A 20,990-nucleotide genomic window follows, 5' to 3' on the forward strand; every position below is an offset into this window, starting at 1 on the left:
GTCAGCCCGCCTTTGCCATCTGCATCAGCGTCACCCGGCTCTGCAGCCGGCGCTGCGCCTGGTCGACGACGACGGCGACGATGATGACCAAGCCCTTGATCACCATCTGCCAGAACGAGCTCACCCCCATCATCACCAGCCCGTCGGAAAGGATGCCGATGACGAAGGCGCCGACGATGGTGCCGCCGATCGTGCCGCGGCCACCCGACATCGAGGTGCCGCCGAGCACCGCCGCGGCGATGGCGTTGAGCTCGAAGCTTTCGCCGGTCGCCGGATGCGAGGCCATCAGTTCGGACGAGATGATCAGCCCGACGACCGCCGCGCAGAAGCCGGAGAACATGTAGACGAACATCTTCACCATATTGACCCTGACGCCCGAAATCCGCGCCGCCCGTTCGTTGCCGCCGACGGCGAAGATGTGGCGGCCGAGCGGGGTGTATTTGGCCAGATAGGCCGCCCCAACTGCTACGACGACAAGAATCCATATCGAGACCGGCAGGCCGAGCAGCCGGCCGGCGCCGAGGAAGCCGAACCCCGTCGTGCCCAGATCGGGCTTGCCGACGAGGTTCGGAAAGGTGCGGCCATCCGACGACAGCAGCGCCAGGCCGCGTGCGACATAGAGCACGCCGAGCGTGGCGATGAACGGCGCGACATTCAGCCTGGTGATCAGCAATCCGTTGACGGCGCCGATCAATATACCGACCGCCAGCGTGATCAGTGCGATCTCGAAGACGTTGAAATAGATCGTGTAGCCGACCTGCAGGTCGATGCCGTTGAGCACGAGATAGCCGGCGACCATGCCGCACAGGCCGACAATCGAGCCGACCGAGAGGTCGATGCCGCCGGTGATGATGACGAAGGTCATGCCCATGGCGAGGAAGGCGTTCAGCGCGACGTGCTTCGACATCAGGATCAGGTTGGCGGCCGACAGGAAATTCGGCGCCGCGATCGAGAAGAAGATCAGGACGGCGATCAACGCAATGAACGTCCTCGCCTTCATCAGCGTCAGCAGCACGGAGCCGCTCGAGGCGGAGGCAACCGAAGCCTTGGCCGGGATGTCAGTCATGGGCGTGGCTCTCCAAGTGCGGGACCGGCCCGTGGCCAAGCGCCGATGCGGCGACAAGTGCCGCCTCCGTCGCCTCGGCGCGATCGAACATGCCGGTCAGTTTTCCATTGCTCATCACCGCGATGCGGTCGGACAGCGCCATCACCTCGTCGAGATCGGAGGTGGCGAACAGAATGCCCAGCCCGTCGCGGGACAGTTTGCGCATGGTGCGAAAGACGTCGGCCTTGGCGCCGACATCGATGCCGCGGCTTGGTTCGTCCATCAACAGCACCTTCGGTCCGGTGAGCAGCGCCTTACCGATCACCACCTTCTGCTGGTTGCCGCCCGACAGCGACGAGACCTCCTGCGCCGGATCGGCGACCTTGATCGCCAGTTCCCGCACCATCTGCGTCACCGCCTGGTTTTCCTTGGCGCCGCTGATATGGAACAGGCGCACAAACCGCGACAGGCTGGCCAGCGTCAGATTGCTGGCGACCGAGAGGATCGACACCAGACCTTCGCGCTGGCGGTCCTCGGGGATCAGCGCCAGCCCGCGTCGGATGCGCCGCGTGGTGTCGCGTTCTCTGACCTTCTTGCCGGCTATGAAAATCGTTCCGGTGGCATGGCCGTGGCGCCCCATGATGCAGTCGAACAGCTCGCTGCGACCGGCGCCCATCAGGCCGTATATGCCGAGGATCTCGCCGGCACGCAGCGACAGCGAGACATGATCGACCGCAAGCCCGCCGGTCACGCGCGGCAGGCAGATGTCCTCGGCGCGGAAGATCTCATCGCCCGGAACATGGCCGTCGGCCTTGGCGAAGTCCTTGGCGTCGGAGCCGATCATCTGCCGCACGATCCATTGCGTGTCGACGTTTTTCATCTTCTCCTGGCCGGTGATGCGGCCGTCGCGCAGCACGGTGATGTAGTCGCCGATGCGGATCAGTTCCTCGAGTCGGTGCGAGATGTAGACGATCGCCACGCCGCGCGCCTTGAGGTCGGCGATCACCTTGAACAGAATCTCGACTTCCGCCGCACTCAGCGCCGAGGTCGGTTCGTCCATGATCAGGATGCGCGCATCGAGCGAAACCGCCTTGGCGATCTCGACCAGTTGCTGCTGGCCGATGCGCAAATCCTCGACCAGCATGTCCGGCCGGATGCCGGCTTGCAGGCGCTCGAGAAATTCCGCCGCGCGGCGCTCCTGTTCCCGGCTGTCGATCTTGCGGAACCGGTTGGTGATCTCGCGGGTGGCGAAAATATTCTCGGCCACCGTCAGGTTGCCGAACAGGTTCAACTCCTGGAACACCATGCCGATGCCGCGGTTCACCGCGTCGCCGGATGAGGAGAAGGAGACCTCTTCGCCCTCCAGGAGGATGCGGCCGAGCGTCGGCTGTTCGACGCCGGCGATGATCTTCATCAGCGTCGATTTGCCGGCGCCGTTTTCGCCGACCAGCACGTTGACCGCGCCCTTGCGCACTTCGAAATTCGCGCGCTTGACCGCGACTGTCCCCGAATAGACCTTGGAGACGTCTTCCAGCTTCAGGATGACATCATGATCGCCGGCGGCAGTCATGGCTTCGGCCCCACCTCTGCCTCCGCCGGGGTCACCAGCGGCAAGTCCTGGCCGCTGCCCATGACATAAGCGCCGACAACCCTGGCGCTGCGGCCCTCCAGCGCTTCGCGCGGCAGCTTCGAGAGCACCGTCTTGTCGGCATGGATGTTGAACGCCTTGCCGAACTGGGCGAAGTCGATCTGATTGGTGAAATCGTTGAACTGGATGAAGTCGAGGCTGTCGCGCAGCGCGGTGCCACGCATCGCGGGTCCGATCTGCACCCGTGCATCCGCCTTGCCGTCACCGTCGGCATCGACATCCATGGTTGCCGCGCGTGACTGTGTGTTCGCCGCAACAATCTTGCCTTGGAGGCGAACCGCGAAGGTCCACGGCGAATTCGCCTGCTTCTTCGGATTGCCATACTTGGCGCCGGCAGCCGCAGGATCGGCTTTCGCCAGGGCGTGAACCTCGGGAAACGATCCGGCCTTCTGCTGGAGATAGGGCAGCATTTTGGCAGCCCAGATATCGCCGACCATCTTGTCCGCATTGAAGGCCGGTGCATTGCCGCCATCTTCCGCGGACGGTGTCGGCAGGATCTTGCAGGCAGTCAGGCTGATGCCAAATATCGCGGCAACGGTCGCCCAAGTCAGCTTGTTCAACATGTCGGCTTGTTCGGCATGGCGGTCAGGGCACCCGGGAAATGGAAGCAAGGGACGAGCCGGAAGCTCGTCCCTTGCGATTGATGTCACACCGGCTCAGTTGGTCAGCGCGAAGGTTTCCAGCTTGGCGGCATTGTCGCCATTGATCAGGACGCAGTCCATCAGCTGCTTTTCCTCGGCCGGAGACTTCTTGTTCTTGATGAAGTCGTTGGCCTGCTCGACCGCCATCTGCGCCTGCGCATAGGCCGGTTGCAGGACCGTGGCCTTGATGCCGCCAGAGGCGATCGAGTCGCGCACGTCATTCGATCCGTCGAAGCCGACGACGATGACGTCCTTGCGGCCGGCGGCGGCAAGGGCGGCATGGGCGCCCATCGCCATCGTATCGTTGCCGGAGATCACGCCCTTGATGTCCGGGTTGGCCTGGAGGATCGATTCCATCTTGGCATAGGCCTCGGTCTGGCTCCAGTTGGCCGATTGCTGCGCCACCATCTTCAGGTCCGGATAGTCGTCGATGACGTCGTGATAGCCCTTGGAGCGGATGCCGGCATTGGTGTCGGATTCCTTGCCGACCAGCTCGACGTAATTGCCTTTCTCGCCCATCAGCTTGACGAACTCCTGCGCGCCAAGCTGGGCGCCCTGGTAGTTGTTGGAGACGATCTGCGCGACGGCGACGCCGGTGGCGTTGATCTCGCGATCGATCAGGAACGACGGAACGCCCGCGTCCTTGGCCTTCTGCACGGCGGCGACCGAGGCGTCGGCGCCGGCATTGTCGAGGATGATCGCCTTGGCGCCGCGGCCGATCGCCGTGTCGATCAGCTCGGACTGCTTGTTGGCGTCGTCGTCATGGACTAGCACCAGCGTTTCATAGCCGAGTTCCTTGGCCTTGGCTTCCGCGCCGACGGCTTCTGCCTTGAAGAATGGGTTGTCGTGCGAGGGCGTGATGATGGCAATGAGATCCGCCGCATAGGCGGGTGCCGCAGTGCCCAGCGCCAGCATGCCGGCAAAAGCCGCAAATGTCATTCTGCGAGTGAGTTTCATGATTTCCTCCCATTTGAAAAAGCCTGTGCTTCCGCGGCCCAGGCTGAAATGCATTCCAGTTTGTCAGGCGGATCGCGTCCGGTGTCGCGGATCGGGTCATTTGCCGGCTCACCCGGGCGGATCATCCGGCTCGGTTCCGTCTTCAGCCTGCCCCTCCACCTGCCGCCTGCCGAATATTCAGCCCGGCCTCGGCTGGCCAAAGCCAATCCAACAGCTAAGCCAACTGGTATAATGAGTCAACCACAAATTCAGATGATATGTATCTGATGAGCAGCAAGCGCCACCGGAGAGTCATCCCACCAAGAGCGATACTTCGTTCCCTACGATGCGCCTGCATCTGGCCAGGTCGGAGAACCACCACCTTAAGGAGTATGATACGCGGGTGAGGGCGCAATAATTTAAGTAAGGAGTAGACACTCCTAAGCCTTATTCGGTGCTCAGCGGGTACGAGCAGGCTTTGCTAGTGTCGCGTCGTGGTTGTGGAATTTCTCCCTACCCCAGCCTGCGCACTGTTTTTCTAATGAAATCCGTTCGCGGCAAGGGTCGCGTTGCCGGTGAGGTTCAGCTATGTCTTTTGTGCAGCGTTTCAGGCCGCCATCCTGCAGCCCCGCGCCAAGCTTTGCTGACCGACGGCATTCAGCTTCATTGCGTGGCATGCGCGGCAGGAGCTGCAGCGCCATGCTGTGCCTCATTTCGTTGTGTATCATCCTGCTGCTGGGATCTGCGGCACACGGTCGGCCGAAGGCTGACGACAGACTTGCTCCGCGAGACACGATCGAACTGCACGTTTGGCAGTGGACTGCCTTGCGCGACGGCGTTCTGGAAGCGTTGCAGCTCAACCATAGTTTCATCATCGACTCGACTGGCACGCTTGACCTTCCCTTGATCGGCAGCATTGCCGCCGCAGGTCTGCGTGAGGAGGAGCTGGCAAAGCTGATTTCCGATCGCTTGCAAGCCAGGAGCGGCCGTCAGGAACGGGCTGACATAACCGTCAAACTGATACAAAGATCGCCTTCGGACCTCACAGCTTCGGTGGAGGTCAAACAAGAAGCGCCCGAACCGCCGGCTGACGCAGCCAGCGACGGCTCTTCGGCCGTGGCTTCGCAACGCGCCAGTGTCGAGAACGGCCAGGCCGAGGCGCAACCGGGCGTGCACGGTTCCCACACATCTCGGCAGCCTGCTGCGGAGCAGCAGCAAACTCTGCAAGGGGCATTGCTGAATGAGCTAGCCGCCGCTCGCATGGAAATTGCGGCAGCGCGCGCGGAAGCACTTGCGGCTCGCCAGACTGGTCGCAACGATGCCGCGCGACACAATCAGAACCTTGCGACGGCGCGTCAACGGGCTGACGCCTTGGTGCGGGAACTCGATGCGATGCGGACTGACCGCGGTACGCTGGAACAAAAGCTCTTTGCGGCGCTAAGGGAAGTCGACGCGCTCAGGAAGAGCGTGCAGCCGGCTCGCGGTGACCCGGCTCGCGCTGACCATGACGGCCGCGATTTGGCGGCGGCGCGAGCCGAACTGGCCGTGATGCAGCGCGGCGCCCGCGATGCCAGTGCGCAGGCGCGTGCGGTAGCCGACATGATGGCTGAACAAGCACAGGCGCTAAAACAGCAGCGGCGATGGGCCGAAGAGCTGGCGCTCGATCTGGAAGTGGCGCAAAGCCAAGTGAAAGGCTTGAAGGCCAAAGCCACTCTCGCCGATCACGAGAAGGCCGCTATGCTTGAAGCGCGTCACTCCATGGCGGCCTCTGTGGCAGAGGCGCAGCGAGCGCTGGATGAGGAGCGGCACAAGGCTGAGCGCTTCGAACGCGAACTCACCGCGGCGCGCCAGACCATCGACGCGCTTAAGACAAGCGCGGATCTGGCTGCGGCTGCGCGCACCGACGCCATCAGGGAACGACAGGTGGCCGAGGCGGCTTTGAAGCGAGCTGGCGACGCACTCGAAGTGGAGCGCGAACGGGCAGATTCAGCTGCTCGTGATCGCGACAGCGCCCGGCGGGAACGCGACGCGGCAAGGCAGGAAGCGAGCCGCGTCTCGATGGAGCTGAGCGTGGCGTTGGAGCAGGAGCGCAACAAGGCCATCGGCCTGGCCCGCGAGCTCAGCGCCGCTCGAAAGGCGGTTGACGTTGAAAAGGCCCGGGAAGAGCGTCGCAGCGAGCGTATCAACCGCGTTCCGAAAGCGCGTGCCGTCGCAACTTCGCGTGCAGATGTGTCCGTGCGCTCGCGACCAGCCCGTCAATCGGGGTTGCGGGAAAACCACAAAGTGAAGGCCAAAAAACCATCGCGACCTATTCTGGTGGCGACCATCGCGCTTCCCGACGCGTTGCTCCCGACGCGACCGCCGAAGCTCGGCGCTCCCTAGCGAGGGGTGATCGTGAAGGGCATTTCCGTGGGCCGAATACATGCCGCAGGAGGAATATGGTGATGAACAAATACGTCGCAGCCGCATTGACCGTCGCGATCGCAATTTGCCCTGCCTCGGCTCTTGAGGCGGGGCTTGGCGGCAAACTTGGCGGTGTCGGGGTCGGTGCTGGCCTTAGCGCCGGCCCGAAAGGCGCCTCGGTGGCGGGCGGCTCGAGCGTCGATGGAGTAGGGGGAGCAAGCCTTGGCGGATCGCTCGGCGCGGGCAAGGGATCGTTCGGTGCCGGACTTGGCGTCAGCGGCAACCTCGGCGGCGCAAGCGGCGGCCTGTCAACAGGTGTCGGGGTGGGCGACCGTTCGTCCGCATCGGGCACCGCCCCAGGAGGTAAGCCAGGCAACCCGGCGCTGGGCGCTGGGCAAGCCGCGAGCAGCAATGCCGGCATCACGCCAGCCACCACCAAGGCCAAGGCTGCGAGTCAATTCGCCATCCTGCCCCGCAAGCTCAGGCCTTCCGGAACTGGTCGCAACGCGTCGGCGCGGATCACCTATGGCTATCCGTTTATGGCGCCACTGAAAGCCAAACCCGGTATCCCACCAGCTGTGGTGCGCGCCTGCCGCACGGCGATCGCGTCGGCCGCGACGCCGCTTGGCGCCGTGCTTGTTCACGCGGTAAGCGCGGGCCCGTTGCAGCAACGTCGGGGCGCGCTCACGGCGCCGATCGAGGTGCGCATACACTATGCAAGACAAGGCGGCGTCGAGGTTCGGCAGGCGCGAGTCGGCTGTCGCCTCGATGAGGCGGGCAGGGTCACCGCGGTGACATAGGACGCGCCTGTACCTTCTTCTACGAGAGGAGAAGGAAAGGCGGCTTCCGCCTTCAGGTGATGCGCTGGATGCTCGCTGCAATCTCTTCCGGCTCGAAGACCCGCTTCCAGTCGTCGCGCATCAGCACCGGCTTGCCGAACTCGATTGCCTTGTTGCAGGCGTCGGAGAACACGCCCTTGGTCTCGCCGAAGATGACGGCGCCGAGCACATTCATGTGGCCAAGCAGGAAGTCGAGCGCGGCCTGCTGGTCGACTCCGCGCGCGACGACCTCGTCGACCGCTTCCTTCATCACGACCAGCAGCGAAGCGCAGACGGTCTCCGAAAGGCCCGGCTCGAGCAGCGCCATCTGGTCGACCGTGACTCGATGCGACCGCATCACCGGTGCCCAGATGATCTTGGCGATCGCTTCGCCCTTGGCGAAATCCTCCTCCGGTCCCTGCATCAGCGCGCTGACCATATGCTGCTTGGCCTTGACGCCGCCGAAATAGTCCTTCTTGGCCGCCATGTCGGTCTCGTCGTTGAAGATAGGCGGATGGCAGGGATGGGTGACGAAATAGGTCAGGTCCGGCCGCTTCGGCAAATGACCGGCGAAAGGCGCTGCGGCGTCGAGCACGACCACCATGGTGCCGGACGCAAGCTTGCCCTCGATGCTGGCCGCGACCTTGCCGATATGGGTGTCGGGAACCGCCAGGATAACCACCTCGGCGCCGTTCAGGGCTTCATCGGCGCTGACCGCGTCGATGCCCAGCCCGGTCTTTAGCCGCTCGCGGCCGGCGTCGCTGACCTCGACATGGCGTAGGATGTAAGGAGAGCCGCGAAAATTGGTCGACAGGCGGTAACCCATTTTGCCGCCGGCACCAAACAGCGCAATCGTTGTCATCCAGCCGTGCTCCTGATCTCCAACGATGGCCCTGCCGATCGTCACCTTAGTAACTGGTATAATCACACTACCATGGCTTGGCAACCCGTTTGGGACGAACGCGTTCACGAGAGCCAATTCCGTAGTCCCGCGCCGTCGGCTGCGCTAGCTGGTGGCGGCCCGGCGAGCCGTCAGTCTTGATGTTTAGGGTCCGCTGCCAACCGTTTCAGCAGTATTCGGGAGCAGGATTATCCCCGTCCGGGAAACATCGCCTTCAAGCCCTCCCGCGAAGCCCTGGCGACGCCGCGTTCGGTGATCAATCCGGTGACCAGTCGCGCCGGCGTCACGTCGAAGGCCGGGTTTGCCGCGGGCGTCGTCTCCGGCGAGATGCGGACCTGCGCAATCTCGCCACTCGCGGTCTTGCCCCAGACCAGTGAGACCTCGTCGCTGGAACGCTGTTCGATCGGGATTTCGGCCAGCCCGTCACCCACCGTCCAGTCGATGGTTGGCGACGGCAGCGCGACATAGAACGGCACGTCGTTGTCGGCGGCGGCCAGCGCCTTCAGATAGGTGCCGATCTTGTTGCAGACATCGCCGTCGGCGGTGGTGCGGTCGGTGCCGACGATGACCATGTCGATCTGGCCGCGCTGCATCAGATGGCCGCCGGCATTGTCGACGATCAGCGTATGCGGCACGCCGTGGCCGGCCATCTCCCATGCGGTCAACTGGGCGCCCTGGTTGCGCGGGCGGGTTTCATCGACATAGACATGAACGGGAATGCCGGCTTCCGTTGCCAGATAGATCGGCGCCGTGGCGGTGCCGTAGTCGACGGTGGCCAGCCAGCCGGCATTGCAGTGGGTCAGGATGTTGACCGGCTCGCCCGGTTTTTTTCGCGCTGCGATTTCCCTGATGATTTCAAGCCCGTTGACGCCGATGGCGCGGTTGAGGCCGACATCCTCGTCGGCGATTTCGCCTGCGCGCCGGTAAGCCGCCTCGGCGCGCTGTCCAGATGGAAGCGGCCGCAAGAAATTGCGCATCTCATCGAGCGCCCAGCGCAGATTGATCGCGGTCGGGCGGGTTTCGTGCAAGACCTCCCAGACGCCGTCGAGTGCCGCATCGGATGGGTCGTCGGCCATCTGCATGGCGACGCCATAGGCCGCGGTGACGCCGATCAGCGGCGCGCCGCGCACCCACATGTCGCGGATCGCCGTGGCAATGCCGGCAACGGTGCCGACTTTTTCGACGCGGAAATCATGCGGCAGCCAGCGCTGGTCGATGATCTCCACCGAACGGCCGTCGCCGCTCAGCCAGATGGTGCGATAGTGGCGGTCGCCGACGTTCAAATCCTGTTCTCCCGTTCGATCAGTGCGGCCAATTTGTTGACCTCGTCGATGCTGTGGATCTGGCGCCGGTTGACGGCGATGTGACGGCCGAATTTCAGCGCCTTTGCCTCACATGTGGCGCGCAGATCGGCGTCGGCAATGGTCTCGAAATCGGCGTTGTGCGCGAGGCCCAGAATGCGCCTGTGCACCTCGACGCCGGCAAAGCCCAGCATGTCGGTCCACACCTGGTGCAGCATGTGGTCGAGCGCCTGTTCGGCGCCAAGCCTGTCGCCTTGATCCTCGAAGAGGCTCTTCTGGTAGAGCATGCCGGTGCGCTCGGTTCGCCACAGATGCGAGAACTCGCTGCGGAACACCGACCATGTGTCGACCGTGACGTCGAGCAGATAGGCGCGCATGGTGTCGCGCTTCCCGTTCTGCTCGTGGCCACGCTGCGAGAAGAACGCCATCCAGAAATTGGCGAGCAGCATGCCGACGTCGAAGGCGATCGGGCCGTAGAAGGCGAATTCGGGATCGATCATCCGCGTTTCTGTCTCGGTGACCATGATCGAGCCGGAATGCAGGTCGCCGTGCAGCAGCGTCTCTGCATTTGCCGCAAAAATGTGCTTCAGCCGCTGCGCCTCGACCTTGAGGTCGCGGTCGGCGCGCAATTCTGCAACGATGCTGTCGAGCTGCGGGCTCGTATGCCGGTTCATCTTGGCATCGAAATACGGGTCCGAGAACACCAGGTTCTCGGTGATGTCGCAAAGCTCGACATTGTCGGCGAACAGCGCCAGATCGGCCTTGCGATCCCTGGTCGCCATATGCAGGTCGGAGCCGCGAAACAGGGTGCGGGCCATGAACAGGCCGATGTCCCTGGCGATGTTGGGCAGTTGCCGGCCCTCGATCAGCGCCCGCCGCAGGATGATGTGCGGCGACAGGTACTCCATGATGATCAGCGCCTGGCCTTCGTCGAAGTGATGGATCGCCGGCACCGAACCGGGCGCTCTCGCCTGCTGCCGGGTCAGCGCGTGATATTCAAAGAAGGAGCGTTTTAGCGGCAGCGGCCAGCTGTCGCCGACCAGGCGGACATAGGGCAGGGCCTGCTTGACGACGGCCGCACCCTGCGCACCCTCGACGATGAACACCAGGTTCAGATTGCCGTCGCCGACCTCGCGAACCTTCCAGCGGCTCGTGTCCTTGCCGATATGCGAGCACAGCGCCGCGTTGGCGCCGAGGCGTGCCGCCAGTGTTTCGACCGACAGTGCTTCGAACGGCAATTTCCCAGTCATCCTCACCTCCCGTTTACGTGCTCTCATCTTAGTGGAGCCATCACGGTTGGTCCAAGCTAGGAAGCCCTCTGGCAATTGTCAATCGTGTTGACAATTGCCGGAACAGCCCATAGCGTCGTCGCCAGGGAGGAACGAATGGGCAATGATGCCGTGTTCCGCGTGCACGGCCTGAGGAAATCCTTCGGCCCTATCGAGGTGCTTGGCGGCGTCTCGCTCGATTTGCATGCCGGTGAAGTGACCGTGCTGATGGGCGCCAACGGCGCCGGCAAGTCCACCCTGGTCAAGATCATCAGCGGCGTCTACCCGCGCGACGGCGGCACGATGAGCCTTGCCGGCCAAAACTTCGCGCCGCACGACTTCGCGCCAAACACGCCGGCGGCGGCGATCCGCGCCGGCGTCGTCACCGTCCATCAGAACATCAATGACGGTGTCGTCACCGATCTCGACGTCGCCACCAATTTGACGCTCGACAGGCTGAGCGGCAGCGGCGCGCCGACCCTGTTCAATCCGGGCCGGGTGCGCCGCGAGGCAAAGGCGGTTGCCGACCGCATGGGGCTGATGATCGACCTGAAGGCCCGGATCAGCGATCTCTCGCTGGCCGATCGCCAGATGGTGGCGATTGCCCGCGCCATGGCGCATCAGCCGAAGGTGCTGATCCTCGACGAGCCGACCTCGTCCTTGTCCAGCGCCGAGGCCGACCGGCTTTTCGCGCTGCTCGACAGGCTGCGCGAGCAGGGCGTCGCCATCCTCTACATCTCGCACCGCATGTCCGACATCAGGCGGCTTGCCGACCGGATCGTCTCGATGCGCGACGGCGTCGTCTCAGGCGTCTTCGACGGCAAGCCGCTCGATTATGAAGGCGCGGTCAACGCCATGCTCGGCCGCAAGATCCACCTCGAGCGGATCGTCGCCAGGAATTCGGCCAGGCCAGTCCTGACGATCGACGGGTTGCGCATTGCCGAAGGTTCCAGGCCGATCTCGTTGACGCTCGGCGACGGCGAGGTCGTTGCCATCACCGGCCTCGTCGGCGTCGGCAAGACAGCGCTCGCCGAGACGCTGTTTGGCGTCCGCAAGCCGCTGTCCGGCACCATGGTGCTGAACGGCAAAGCCTATGCACCGGGGTCGACAGGCGAGGCGATCGCCGCCGGCGTCTTTCTCGTCGCCAAGGACCGGAGCGAAAACGGGATCGTCGGCGACTTCAACATCCAGGGAAATATCAGCCTGCCGTTCCACAGGCGGATGTCGCGTTTGGGCGTCCTCAAGCGCCGCGTCGAGCGCGCCATCGCCCGCCGGCAAATCCAGGAATTGGGCATCGTCTGCCGCTCGGAGAAGGACGAAATGTCGGCGCTTTCGGGCGGCAACCAGCAGAAGGTGATGGTCGCCCGCTGGATGTCGCAGGCGGCAAGACTGTTCATCCTGGACGAGCCGTTTCAGGGCGTCGACATTTCAGCCAGGCGCGATATCGCGGCCAAGCTGCGGGCGAGCGCCAACGGCCGTGCGACGCTGCTGTTCGTCACCGAGCTCGATGAGGCGCTGGAGACCGCCGACCGCATCCTGGTGATGTCGGAGCAGACAATCGTCGGCGAACATCGCAATGCCGACATCGACCTCGAGCGGCTGCTGGCCGAAGTGGCGGGCGGGCCGCTGCACAGTGCAGCGTGAGGCGGGCAGTAATGGGACGTGGAATGGAGAGGGCATGAGTTCGGGTTGGGTAAGGATGGCAGCCGCGCGCGACCATGCCATCCGCTATGGCTTCATCGTTCTGCTGTTCGGGTTGATCGCCTATTTCGCCATCGCCGCCGATGGCTTCGTCTCGCCGCAGAGCGCCGTCTTCATCTTCCAGTCGGTCGCCATCACCGGCGTGCTGGCGCTCGGCGTCACCGCCACCCTGGTCGTCGGCGGCTTCGACCTGTCGATCGGCTCGGTCGCTACCAGCGCCATGATGGCAGCCGCCTATGTCATGGTGGTGCTGGAGCAGAACGCCATCGTTGCGGTCGTCGCCTGTCTCCTGATCGGCGTCGTCGTCGGCCTCATCAATGGCTGGCTGATCGTCTATATGCGCGTGCCGGATCTGCTGGCGACGCTCGGCATGATGTTCCTGCTCGTCGGCTTGCAGCGCATCCCGACCGAGGGCCGCTCGATCGCCACCGGCATGACGATGCCCGACGGCTCGGTCGCCAACGGCACGTTCGGCCGCGCCTTCCTGGCGCTCGGCCGCCACCGCTTCGATTTCTTCATCCCCAACCTCATCCCGGTTTCGGTCGTCGTCCTGCTCGTGCTTGCGGTGCTGATCTGGTTCTTTCTCGAATACACCCGTTTCGGCCGCATGATGTATGCGGTCGGCAGCAACCAACGGGCTGCCGAGCTCGCCGGCGCGCCTGTCAAGGCATACAAGATCTGGGCCTACGTTATTTCGGGGGTTTTTGCCTCGATCGGCGGCATTTTGCTCGCTGCCCGGCTTGGACGTGGCGATATCGCCTCGGGTAATAATCTCCTGCTCGACGCAGTGGCTGCGGCGCTCATCGGCTACGCGGTTCTTGGCGCCGCCAAGCCGAACGCCTTCGGCACGGCTGTCGGCGCGGTGTTTGTCGGCGTGCTGCTGCAGGGCCTGACGATGATGAACGCGCCCTATTACACGCAGGATTTCATCAAGGGCGTGGTTCTCGTGGTTGCCCTGGTCTTCACCTTCGCCCTTTCCGGCAGGGGCAACAGGTAGGATTTCGACGGATAGGATTTTCGACCGGCTGAAATTTGAATTCAACAAGAGGAGGAGACACCATGAAGATCACAAGAAGACTTTTGACGAAGGCAGCACTCGGGCTTGCCGGTGCTGCGCTGCTGATGCAGGTCCCGGCAATGGCGCAGGACAGGCCGGCGCCGTTCGACAAGCCCGGCGCGGTCAAGATCGCGCTGGTCCGCTATCTCTCGACCGGCGACTTCTTCCAGGCCTATCTGTCCGGCGTCGAAGCGCAGGCCAAGGCGCTTGGCGTTGATCTGCGCGTCCTCGACAGCCGCCAGGACGCCGCCCTTCAGGCGGACATGGTCGACCAGGCCATCGCGCTTGGCGTCCAGGGCATCATCATCCAGCATGGCTTGACGGAATCGATGAAGGACGCCGCCCAGCGCGCGGTCGACGCCGGCATCAAGGTCGTCGCCTTCGACGTCAATGTCGAAAACCCCAAGATACCGCAGATCGAGCAGTCCGACCGCGACCTTGCACGCCTCGCGCTCGAGCAGGCAATCAAGGACAATGGCGAGAGCTGGAAGGCCGGCTACGTCTATGTCGCCGGCATTGCGCCGCTCGACCGCCGCAACGAGACCTGGGTCGAGTTCAAGAAGAAATATCCGGGCATCAACGAGGCGGCGATGTTCGGCACGCTCGACAATCCGATCGCCAATTCCGTCGCCAACCAGGCCCGTTCGGTGCTGTCGGCCAATCCCGACATCAAGGTGATGTTCGCGCCCTATGACGAATTCGCCAAGGGCGTGAAGATCGCCGTCGACGAGGCCGGCCTGTCGCAGGACATCAAGATCTATTCGGCCGACATCTCGACCTCCGACATCGCCGCGATGCGCGAGCCCGACAGCGCCTGGGCGGCAACCGCTGCCACCAACCCGGCCGTCGTCGGCCAGGTTTCGGTGCGCGCGCTGGCTCAGCTTTTGGCCGGCGAAGACCCCGGCCAAAACGTCATCGTGCCGCCGACGCTGATCACCCAGAAGGACCTGATCGACAAGGACATCAAGAACATGGAAGACCTCTCGGCCAAGCTGCCGCAGTTCGCCCATGCCGATGTCGCGATGCCGGCCTGGATGCCGAACCCCAACGCGAAATAGCGTTCCGCAGGCGTAAGGGACGAGCGGCTTTCGGGCCGCTCTTTTCCAGGTCTGAATGCCTGCTTCGTCGGCGTGAGCCGATATCTAGCCACGGGCGCGGCATTCTGCCTTCAGACCGCGTATGAACTCGGCGGGTTCGACGTTCACCGGCTTGCCGCTGGTCATGCCGTCGGCATAGGCTCCGTTTCAAATGTTCCAACTCCAATGCGCGCAATTCCTCGCGCTGTTCCCACAGGCGCAGGGCGTCGCGGACAATCTCGCTGTTAGAGGCATATCCCCCGCCTTCGACAGCGCTTTGCAGGCGGGCAGCCTGCTGCGGGGTGAGGGATATGGTAAGGGTGCGCATGGGTTGGGTTTTCATGCTTAGCCTGCAGTCCAATAGTCCCGCGGTGAGGATGGCAAGTTTCCAGCCCGCAGCGCAAAAAATCCTAAGTTGCGTGCCCGCCTCGGCTACTCATTGAACAGATCGGAATGGGACCCGGTGCGAGCAAGCTGTAGCTCATCGCCGGCGACACGATAGATCAAGAGCCAGTCCGGTTCGATGTGAGCGTCACGATAGCCTTTCCAGTCGCCCTTCAGTGGATGATCCTTATAACTCGCTGGGAGTTCATCGCCGGCGAGCAGGAGGCCCAACAGCTCGCGCAGCTTGCCAAGATCTTTGCCACGCTTCTCGGCACGTTTCACATCACGGCGGAATTGTCCGGATCGAACAGGCGCCAGCACATCAGATTTCCAAGTCCTTGAACAACTCGTCGGCCGAGGCGAAACGCTTGCCCTTGCCCTGCTCCAATTCGAACATGGCCTTTCGAGTGGTTGCGTTCGGCACCTTCACCGGAAAGGGGAACTCCTTGTCGGCGGCGACGCGGACCAGCAGCAGGCGAATGGCGTCGGAAACGGACAATCCCATTGCCGCCAAGGCTTCCGTCGCCTGTGCCTTTGTCGCCGCATCGATCCGAGCGCGGACCACAGTTTCCGTTGCCATATTACTGCTCCTTGAAGAGAGCTACAATGTAGCTACGAAAGACCGAATTCGCAAGCCGTCCGGTCCAGTTCGTACCGTTCGAAAATGTGCGGCTTTTGAGCGACATGCATTACCGCAGCGCCGCCGCGATGTTGCCGCCGTCCACCGTCGTCACATTGGCGGTGGTGCGCTCTGCCAGCGCCTGATGCAGGAAGGCCTGGGCGACGTCTTCGGCCGTCACTTCCTGCCCGAGCAGATTGCCCGCCATATATTCCTTTTCCGAGACCCCGCGGGCGCTCGAACGGCTGGCGATCATCGCGTCGGTCAACAGCCCGGAACGGATGCGGTCGGCGTTGACGGCATTGGAGCGGATGCCGTGGGCGCCGTAGTCGACAGCATATTGCCTGGACAGGAAAAGCGTCGCCGCCTTTGGCATGCCATAGGCGCCGAACTTCGGACCCGGATTGATCGCCTGCTTGGAGGTGTTGAACAAAAGCACGCCGCCGGTGCCCTGCTCGAGCATGATGCGCACTGCGTTCTGCGCCGCCGACTGGTGGGCGAAGAAATTGAGTTCGAAGCTCTTGCGTAAAGTGGCGTCGTCGAGTTCGCCGATCCTGCCTTCCCAAGCCGCACCGGCATTCGAGACGAGGATGTCGAGGCCACCGTAGACGGCAATGGCCTTGTCGAAGGCAGCGCGCATCTGCGCCGGGTCGGTGATGTCGGCGCCGACGCCGATCGCACCGTTGCCAGCTTTTTTTGCCGCCTCCGTCGCCCTCGCCGCGTCGAGATCGACGACGACCGCATGAGCGCCATTGTCGGCGAACAGCTTTGCCGTGGCGGCACCGATCGCGCCGGCACCGCCGGTGACCAGCACAATTTGGCCGGTCAGCGGCTTCGACTTGTTGGCGGCGAGCTTGGCCTGTTCCAGCGACCAGTATTCGAGCGGAAAAAGGTCGGCCTTGGACAGTGGATGGAAATCGCCGATTGCTTCGGCGCCGCGCACCGCCTCGATCCACATTTCACCGACGTCGGATGCAATCTTCGCATCCTTCAGCGTGCGGCCATGGCCGAACATGCCGAGCCCCGGCACCAGCGTCAGGCGCGGCATCTGGTCGAGCATAGTGCGCTTCACATCGTCGAGCGCGTCGTTGGTCTCGAAGTAGGCGCGATAGTCCCTGGCGAATTTTTCGACATGCTGGCGAATGACGGATTTGTAGTCGCCGATCTTGTCCGCGTCGGGCGCCGGCAACGCCATCGGTCCGGTCTTGATGCGAATCGACAGGTCGGGCGTCGACACACCGCGCCCGGCATAGTCGGCAATGTCATCCGAATTGATGAAATCGACGATCGCGTCCGAGGTGCGGAAATCGCTGATCATACGGTCGAAGCGGCCTTCGCCGCGCGTCACCGCCACCGCGCCGCGCAGCATCGGCGCAATCTCCGCAGGCTTCGCCAGCCTGGCCGGCAAGGCGGTTTTTTCGCTGCGCGGCTTGCCGTGACTGGCGATGAAATCCTCGGCGAGGTTCACATGATGGATCATCCGGTCGTAAGCCTGCTTGGCATCGTCGCCGAAGGCGAAAATGCCATGCTTGTCGAGGATCAGGCCTTCGACCGTCGGGTCGGCGTCAAAGACATCGGCAGCCGCCTTCGCCAGGTCGAAGCCCGGCATGATGTAGGGCACGAACCCCATCTTGTTGCCGAAGACCTTCTTGCTCAGCGCCTCGCTATCGTCCTGGTCGACAATGGCGAGGATGGCGGTCGAGTGCGTATGGTCGACGAATTTATGCGGCAGGAAGGCGTGCAGCAGTGTCTCGACTGAAGGGTTGGGCGAAGACGGATCGATCAGGTTCACCCGCTGCAGCGCCACCATGTCTTCGTCGGAGAGTTTTTTGAGCGACCGCGCCTTGAGCAGCGCGCCGAGCTTGACCGCCGGCAGGCCCTGCGGCTCGATGACGCCCATGTCCCAGCCGCTGCCCTTGACGCAGAGCACGTCCCATTCGTCGCCGACGAGATCGATGGCCTTTGTCTTGCACGATGTGTTGCCGCCGCCATGCAGGACAAGCCGCGGTTCGCCGCCCAGAAGCCTGGTCGTGTAGACGCGCAGCGCCAGGTCGCGGGCCACACCCTTTGTTGCATAGTCGGCAACCAGCTTCTCCGCGTCGCCGTCATTCCACAGGTTCTTCATGTTCGCTTCGTCCGGTTGTTTTGTTGTGAAACAGGAATGCCGCGGACGCCTTGATGACAATGCGTCCGCGGCTTGTGTTCTCTAGGCGACCTTTTCTGCTGCCGGTCCGACATCGTCGAGCAGCCGTCGCGCCATCCGGGCGCCGACCACCAGATGCGTGCATAGCCCACCCGCGATCGCCGCCACCAGCGGTCCGAACTTGCTGTCCTCCTGCACCACAACGAGACGCTTCTCGATCTTGCGCAGCGATGACAGCTCCGCCGAAATGATCCGCCTGTTGTAGCTGCAGTCGAGCGCCTTGCCTTGCGCGTCGATGATCTGACCGGCGATGACGCCGGCAGCCCCGGCACGACGCAGCACCTCCATTTCGCTGGCAGTCAGCGCGCCGCATTTGACGACATGGCTATCGGCGTCGACGGTGCCGACTGAGTAAAGCGCCAGATTGCACGCACTGATGCCCGACAACTGCTCGCGGATCACCGGCTCGTCGCGCAGGCCGCGCGCCAGTTCCTCTGTCGTCAGCACCAGCGGCGCATAGAAATTGAGTCCCTTGGCATTGAGCCGGCGGGCGATTTCCATGGTGCATTGGTCGGGGCGGTAGGAATAGGGGGCTCCCAGATTGCCGCAGAGCTGCACCACCGTGACATCCTGCAGATCGGCATAGGACATGATGTCGGCGATCGTATAGATGGTCCTTCCCCAGGCGACGCCGATGCGATCGCCCTTCTTGATCAGTTCGAGAAAGACGCTGGCCGCCAGCACCGCGATGTCGGTCGACGGATCGGCGACATGGCCGTTTTCCGGCGCTATCCAGACGGCATCGAGCTTCAATGCGTCTTCGAGTTTGCGCGCCATGACGTCGTCGGTGAAAAGCTGGGTCGAGGTCGAGATGTTGACGATGCCGGTCTCGCGCGCCTTGCGCAGATACATGGCGACCGAGGCTCGGGAAATCTTGAGCTGGCTGGCGACCTGGTCCTGGCGCAAGCCGTGGGCATAGTAGAGCCAGGCGGCCTTATGGATAAGCTGTTCTGCCGGTCGGATCGCCATGCCATCTCCTTGCTGACATTATTCACGGCTGTCGACAAAAGTCAAACTGGGCAAAGGCAAACGATGCCTTTCGCCCGCTGAATCTACCTCATACCTTGTGCCAAATGCGCTCTATCGTGGCATGGTGACGGGCCGGAAGCCTGTGGGGTAGAAGGTCTCGATCAGACATTACAGCGCCGCGCGTCCTTTCGGACGCGCAAAGGACGCTGTAACACTTTAGATCTTGCGCATGCCCCGAAAATCGATTCCGATTTTGGGGACATGCGCCATGGGAGGACGGGATGGGCAATCCCTACGAACAGGATCTCGGCAGGAATCCAGCCAACCACCAGCCGCTGACGCCGCTCAGCTATCTGGAGCGGGCGGCAAGGACCTTTCCCGCCCATGTCGCGATCATCCATGGTCGCCAGCGCACGACCTATCGCGATTTCTGGCGGCGGTCGCTGAAGCTTGCTTCGGCGCTCTCCAGGCGCGGCATCGGCAAGGGCGACACCGTAACCGTCATGCTGTCCAACACCCCGCCGATGCTGGAAGCGCATTTCGGCGTGCCGATGACCAAGGCGGTGCTGCATTCGCTCAACACCCGTCTCGATGCCGCCGTCATCGCTTTCCAACTCGACCATGCCGAAACCAAGGTGCTGGTCGTCGATCGCGAATTTGCAAATGTCGTCAGCGAGGCGCTGGCGCTGGCCAGGGTAAAACCGCTGGTCATCGACTATGACGATCCCGAATACGCCACTGACGCCCCCTATCCCAAGGGCGAGCGGATCGGCTCGCTCGATTACGAGACCTTCGTCGCGGGCGGCGACGAGGATTTCGCCTGGTCGATGCCGGACGACGAATGGGACGCGATCTCGCTCAACTACACCTCCGGCACGACAGGCAATCCCAAGGGCGTCGTCTATCACCATCGCGGTGCAGCGCTGATGGCCTATGCCAACACCATCCATGCCGGCATGGGCAAGCATGCTGTCTATCTGTGGACGCTGCCGATGTTCCACTGCAACGGCTGGTGCTTTCCGTGGACGCTGGCCGTGCAGGCCGGCACCCATGTCTGCCTGCGCTGGGTGCGGCCGAAGCCGGTCTACGACGCCATCGCCGACCACGGCGTCACCCATCTGTGCGGTGCGCCGGTGGTGATGTCAGTGCTGATCAACGCCAGCGACGAGGACAAGCGGCAATTTCCGCAGACGGTCACCTTGAACACCGCCGCGGCACCGCCGCCGGAAGCGGTGCTGTCGGGCATGGCCGATGCGGGTTTTGCCGTCACCCACCTCTATGGCCTGACCGAGACCTATGGCCCGGCGGTCGTCAACGAATGGCAGGGCGAGTGGGATGGGCTGGAGAAGGGACAGAAGGCGGCGAGGAAGGCCAGGCAAGGTGTGCGCTATGCCGCGCTCGAGGATCTGACGGTGATGGACCCCGAGACGATGGAGGAGACGCCGGCCGACGGCGAGACGATCGGCGAGGTCATGTTCCGCGGCAACATCGTCATGAAGGGCTATCTGAAGAACCGCAAGGCGAGCGACGAGGCCTTCGCCGGCGGCTGGTTCCACTCGGGCGACCTCGGCGTCATGCATCCCGACGGCTACATCCAGCTCAAGGACCGCTCCAAGGACATCATCATTTCCGGCGGCGAGAACATCTCCTCGATCGAAGTCGAGGAGGCGCTCTACAAGCATACCGCCGTCGCCTCCTGCGGCGTCGTCGCGAGGCCCGACGACAAATGGGGCGAGGTGCCGATCGCCTATGTCGAGCTGAAGCCGGGCAGGACGGCGACCGAGGCCGAGATCATCGATCACTGCCGCGCGCTGCTCGCCCGCTTCAAAATGCCGAAAGCGGTGATCTTCGCCGAAATCCCGAAGACCTCGACCGGCAAGATCCAGAAGTTCCGGCTGAGGGAGATGGCCAAGGGGTAGGTGGCAGATCACTATTGCCCCAGCTAAGCCCAACTTGAACGGAGCAAAGAGATCGCATCGGATCGAAGGCCCTTCCGATCGTCCTCGCTACAGAGCCAACT

General features: G+C 63.3%; 18 protein-coding genes and 2 pseudogenes. 7 read left to right on the plus strand and 13 right to left on the minus strand.

From position 1 onward, the window contains the following. Position 1 precedes the first annotated feature (1 nt). The 5 genes from AC0L2Z_RS00895 to AC0L2Z_RS00915 form a co-directional block, all read right to left on the minus strand. Positions 2–1,066: an ABC transporter permease gene (locus tag AC0L2Z_RS00895; RefSeq protein WP_023800208.1), complete on the minus strand. Its 1,065-nt coding sequence runs from the start codon at positions 1,064–1,066 to the stop codon at positions 2–4. Next, positions 1,059–2,615, minus strand: a complete 1,557-nt coding sequence (locus tag AC0L2Z_RS00900; protein ID WP_473626297.1) for a sugar ABC transporter ATP-binding protein — start codon at positions 2,613–2,615, stop codon at positions 1,059–1,061. Before AC0L2Z_RS00900 ends, AC0L2Z_RS00895 begins: the two co-directional genes overlap by 8 nt. Continuing rightward, positions 2,612–3,256 (minus strand): DUF2291 family protein, encoded by a 645-nt coding sequence (locus AC0L2Z_RS00905; protein ID WP_473626298.1) that lies wholly within the window; start codon positions 3,254–3,256, stop codon positions 2,612–2,614. The genes AC0L2Z_RS00900 and AC0L2Z_RS00905 overlap by 4 nt, the downstream gene beginning before the upstream one ends. A 93-nt stretch (positions 3,257–3,349) precedes the next feature. Next, positions 3,350–4,291, minus strand: coding sequence for a D-ribose ABC transporter substrate-binding protein (locus AC0L2Z_RS00910; RefSeq protein WP_031255363.1), 942 nt, complete (start codon positions 4,289–4,291; stop codon positions 3,350–3,352). 437 nt (positions 4,292–4,728) lie between these two features. Further along, positions 4,729–4,971, minus strand: a complete 243-nt coding sequence (locus AC0L2Z_RS00915; RefSeq protein WP_473626299.1) for a hypothetical protein — start codon at positions 4,969–4,971, stop codon at positions 4,729–4,731. On the opposite strand from AC0L2Z_RS00915, the pseudogene AC0L2Z_RS00920 reads away from it, so the two are divergent. The 3 genes and pseudogenes from AC0L2Z_RS00920 to AC0L2Z_RS00930 form a co-directional block, all read left to right on the plus strand. Further along, positions 4,970–5,224, plus strand: a pseudogene (locus AC0L2Z_RS00920) (polysaccharide biosynthesis/export family protein); the annotation flags it as partial. The gene AC0L2Z_RS00915 and the pseudogene AC0L2Z_RS00920 sit on opposite strands and share 2 nt — an antisense overlap. A 591-nt stretch (positions 5,225–5,815) precedes the next feature. Then, on the plus strand, positions 5,816–6,652 hold the full coding sequence (locus AC0L2Z_RS00925) for a hypothetical protein (RefSeq protein ID WP_473626638.1): 837 nt from the start codon (positions 5,816–5,818) through the stop codon (positions 6,650–6,652). A 62-nt stretch (positions 6,653–6,714) separates the two neighbouring features. Then, positions 6,715–7,473, plus strand: a complete 759-nt coding sequence (locus AC0L2Z_RS00930) for a hypothetical protein (protein ID WP_473626301.1) — start codon at positions 6,715–6,717, stop codon at positions 7,471–7,473. 52 nt (positions 7,474–7,525) lie between these two features. On the opposite strand, the gene AC0L2Z_RS00935 is transcribed toward AC0L2Z_RS00930, so the two are convergent. The 3 genes from AC0L2Z_RS00935 to mtnK all read right to left on the minus strand — a co-directional run bounded on the left by AC0L2Z_RS00935 (position 7,526) and on the right by mtnK (position 10,943). Continuing rightward, complete coding sequence (locus AC0L2Z_RS00935) at positions 7,526–8,353, minus strand: phosphogluconate dehydrogenase C-terminal domain-containing protein (protein WP_287119751.1); 828 nt, start codon at positions 8,351–8,353, stop codon at positions 7,526–7,528. A 227-nt stretch (positions 8,354–8,580) separates the two neighbouring features. After that, positions 8,581–9,675, minus strand: a complete 1,095-nt coding sequence (mtnA, locus tag AC0L2Z_RS00940) for an S-methyl-5-thioribose-1-phosphate isomerase (protein ID WP_128171942.1) — start codon at positions 9,673–9,675, stop codon at positions 8,581–8,583. Continuing rightward, positions 9,672–10,943, minus strand: coding sequence for an S-methyl-5-thioribose kinase (mtnK, locus tag AC0L2Z_RS00945; protein WP_473508876.1), 1,272 nt, complete (start codon positions 10,941–10,943; stop codon positions 9,672–9,674). Before mtnK ends, mtnA begins: the two co-directional genes overlap by 4 nt. A gap of 135 nt (positions 10,944–11,078) precedes the next feature. Between mtnK and AC0L2Z_RS00950 the strand changes: the two genes are divergently transcribed. From AC0L2Z_RS00950 to AC0L2Z_RS00960, 3 genes are all read left to right on the plus strand, one after another. Next, positions 11,079–12,605, plus strand: a complete 1,527-nt coding sequence (locus tag AC0L2Z_RS00950) for a sugar ABC transporter ATP-binding protein (protein ID WP_473626303.1) — start codon at positions 11,079–11,081, stop codon at positions 12,603–12,605. A gap of 34 nt (positions 12,606–12,639) precedes the next feature. Then, complete coding sequence (locus tag AC0L2Z_RS00955; protein WP_287171745.1) at positions 12,640–13,659, plus strand: ABC transporter permease; 1,020 nt, start codon at positions 12,640–12,642, stop codon at positions 13,657–13,659. A gap of 62 nt (positions 13,660–13,721) precedes the next feature. Beyond that, a complete protein-coding gene (locus tag AC0L2Z_RS00960; RefSeq protein ID WP_473626304.1) occupies positions 13,722–14,777 on the plus strand; it encodes a substrate-binding domain-containing protein in 1,056 nt (351 codons plus the stop codon). An 84-nt stretch (positions 14,778–14,861) separates the two neighbouring features. Here AC0L2Z_RS00960 and AC0L2Z_RS00965 read toward each other — a convergent pair. From AC0L2Z_RS00965 to AC0L2Z_RS00985, 5 genes and pseudogenes are all read right to left on the minus strand, one after another. Beyond that, a pseudogene (locus tag AC0L2Z_RS00965) lies at positions 14,862–15,123 on the minus strand (type II toxin-antitoxin system ParD family antitoxin). A 104-nt stretch (positions 15,124–15,227) separates the two neighbouring features. Continuing rightward, positions 15,228–15,500 carry a type II toxin-antitoxin system RelE/ParE family toxin gene (locus AC0L2Z_RS00970; RefSeq protein WP_023800221.1) on the minus strand — a complete coding sequence of 91 codons (273 nt, stop codon included), beginning with the start codon at positions 15,498–15,500 and terminating at the stop codon, positions 15,228–15,230. A 1-nt stretch (position 15,501) separates the two neighbouring features. Then, a complete protein-coding gene (locus AC0L2Z_RS00975) occupies positions 15,502–15,759 on the minus strand; it encodes a type II toxin-antitoxin system RelB/DinJ family antitoxin (RefSeq protein WP_023800222.1) in 258 nt (85 codons plus the stop codon). A 109-nt stretch (positions 15,760–15,868) separates the two neighbouring features. Further along, complete coding sequence (locus AC0L2Z_RS00980; protein WP_473626305.1) at positions 15,869–17,923, minus strand: bifunctional aldolase/short-chain dehydrogenase; 2,055 nt, start codon at positions 17,921–17,923, stop codon at positions 15,869–15,871. An 81-nt stretch (positions 17,924–18,004) separates the two neighbouring features. Beyond that, positions 18,005–18,970: a sugar-binding transcriptional regulator gene (locus AC0L2Z_RS00985; RefSeq protein ID WP_473626307.1), complete on the minus strand. Its 966-nt coding sequence runs from the start codon at positions 18,968–18,970 to the stop codon at positions 18,005–18,007. Between the two features lie 281 nt (positions 18,971–19,251). Between AC0L2Z_RS00985 and AC0L2Z_RS00990 the strand changes: the two genes are divergently transcribed. Continuing rightward, positions 19,252–20,889 carry an acyl-CoA synthetase gene (locus AC0L2Z_RS00990; protein ID WP_473626308.1) on the plus strand — a complete coding sequence of 546 codons (1,638 nt, stop codon included), beginning with the start codon at positions 19,252–19,254 and terminating at the stop codon, positions 20,887–20,889. Positions 20,890–20,990 lie beyond the last annotated feature (101 nt).

The organism is Mesorhizobium sp. WSM4850 (genome assembly GCF_055811735.1).

Bases quoted from the DNA above. Each gene is read 5' to 3' on its own strand.
- AC0L2Z_RS00910 (WP_031255363.1), bottom strand. From the start codon at position 4,291: ATGAAACTCACTCGCAGAATGACATTTGCGGCTTTTGCCGGCATGCTG.
- AC0L2Z_RS00905 (WP_473626298.1), bottom strand. From the start codon at position 3,256: ATGTTGAACAAGCTGACTTGGGCGACCGTTGCCGCGATATTTGGCATC.
- AC0L2Z_RS00900 (WP_473626297.1), bottom strand. From the start codon at position 2,615: ATGACTGCCGCCGGCGATCATGATGTCATCCTGAAGCTGGAAGACGTC.
- AC0L2Z_RS00930 (WP_473626301.1), top strand. From the start codon at position 6,715: ATGAACAAATACGTCGCAGCCGCATTGACCGTCGCGATCGCAATTTGC.
- AC0L2Z_RS00955 (WP_287171745.1), top strand. From the start codon at position 12,640: ATGAGTTCGGGTTGGGTAAGGATGGCAGCCGCGCGCGACCATGCCATC.
- AC0L2Z_RS00960 (WP_473626304.1), top strand. From the start codon at position 13,722: ATGAAGATCACAAGAAGACTTTTGACGAAGGCAGCACTCGGGCTTGCC.
- AC0L2Z_RS00915 (WP_473626299.1), bottom strand. From the start codon at position 4,971: ATGGCGCTGCAGCTCCTGCCGCGCATGCCACGCAATGAAGCTGAATGC.
- mtnK (WP_473508876.1), bottom strand. From the start codon at position 10,943: ATGACTGGGAAATTGCCGTTCGAAGCACTGTCGGTCGAAACACTGGCG.
- AC0L2Z_RS00935 (WP_287119751.1), bottom strand. From the start codon at position 8,353: ATGACAACGATTGCGCTGTTTGGTGCCGGCGGCAAAATGGGTTACCGC.
- AC0L2Z_RS00980 (WP_473626305.1), bottom strand. From the start codon at position 17,923: ATGAAGAACCTGTGGAATGACGGCGACGCGGAGAAGCTGGTTGCCGAC.
- AC0L2Z_RS00990 (WP_473626308.1), top strand. From the start codon at position 19,252: ATGGGCAATCCCTACGAACAGGATCTCGGCAGGAATCCAGCCAACCAC.
- AC0L2Z_RS00895 (WP_023800208.1), bottom strand. From the start codon at position 1,066: ATGACTGACATCCCGGCCAAGGCTTCGGTTGCCTCCGCCTCGAGCGGC.
- AC0L2Z_RS00985 (WP_473626307.1), bottom strand. From the start codon at position 18,970: ATGGCGATCCGACCGGCAGAACAGCTTATCCATAAGGCCGCCTGGCTC.
- AC0L2Z_RS00975 (WP_023800222.1), bottom strand. From the start codon at position 15,759: ATGGCAACGGAAACTGTGGTCCGCGCTCGGATCGATGCGGCGACAAAG.
- AC0L2Z_RS00950 (WP_473626303.1), top strand. From the start codon at position 11,079: ATGGGCAATGATGCCGTGTTCCGCGTGCACGGCCTGAGGAAATCCTTC.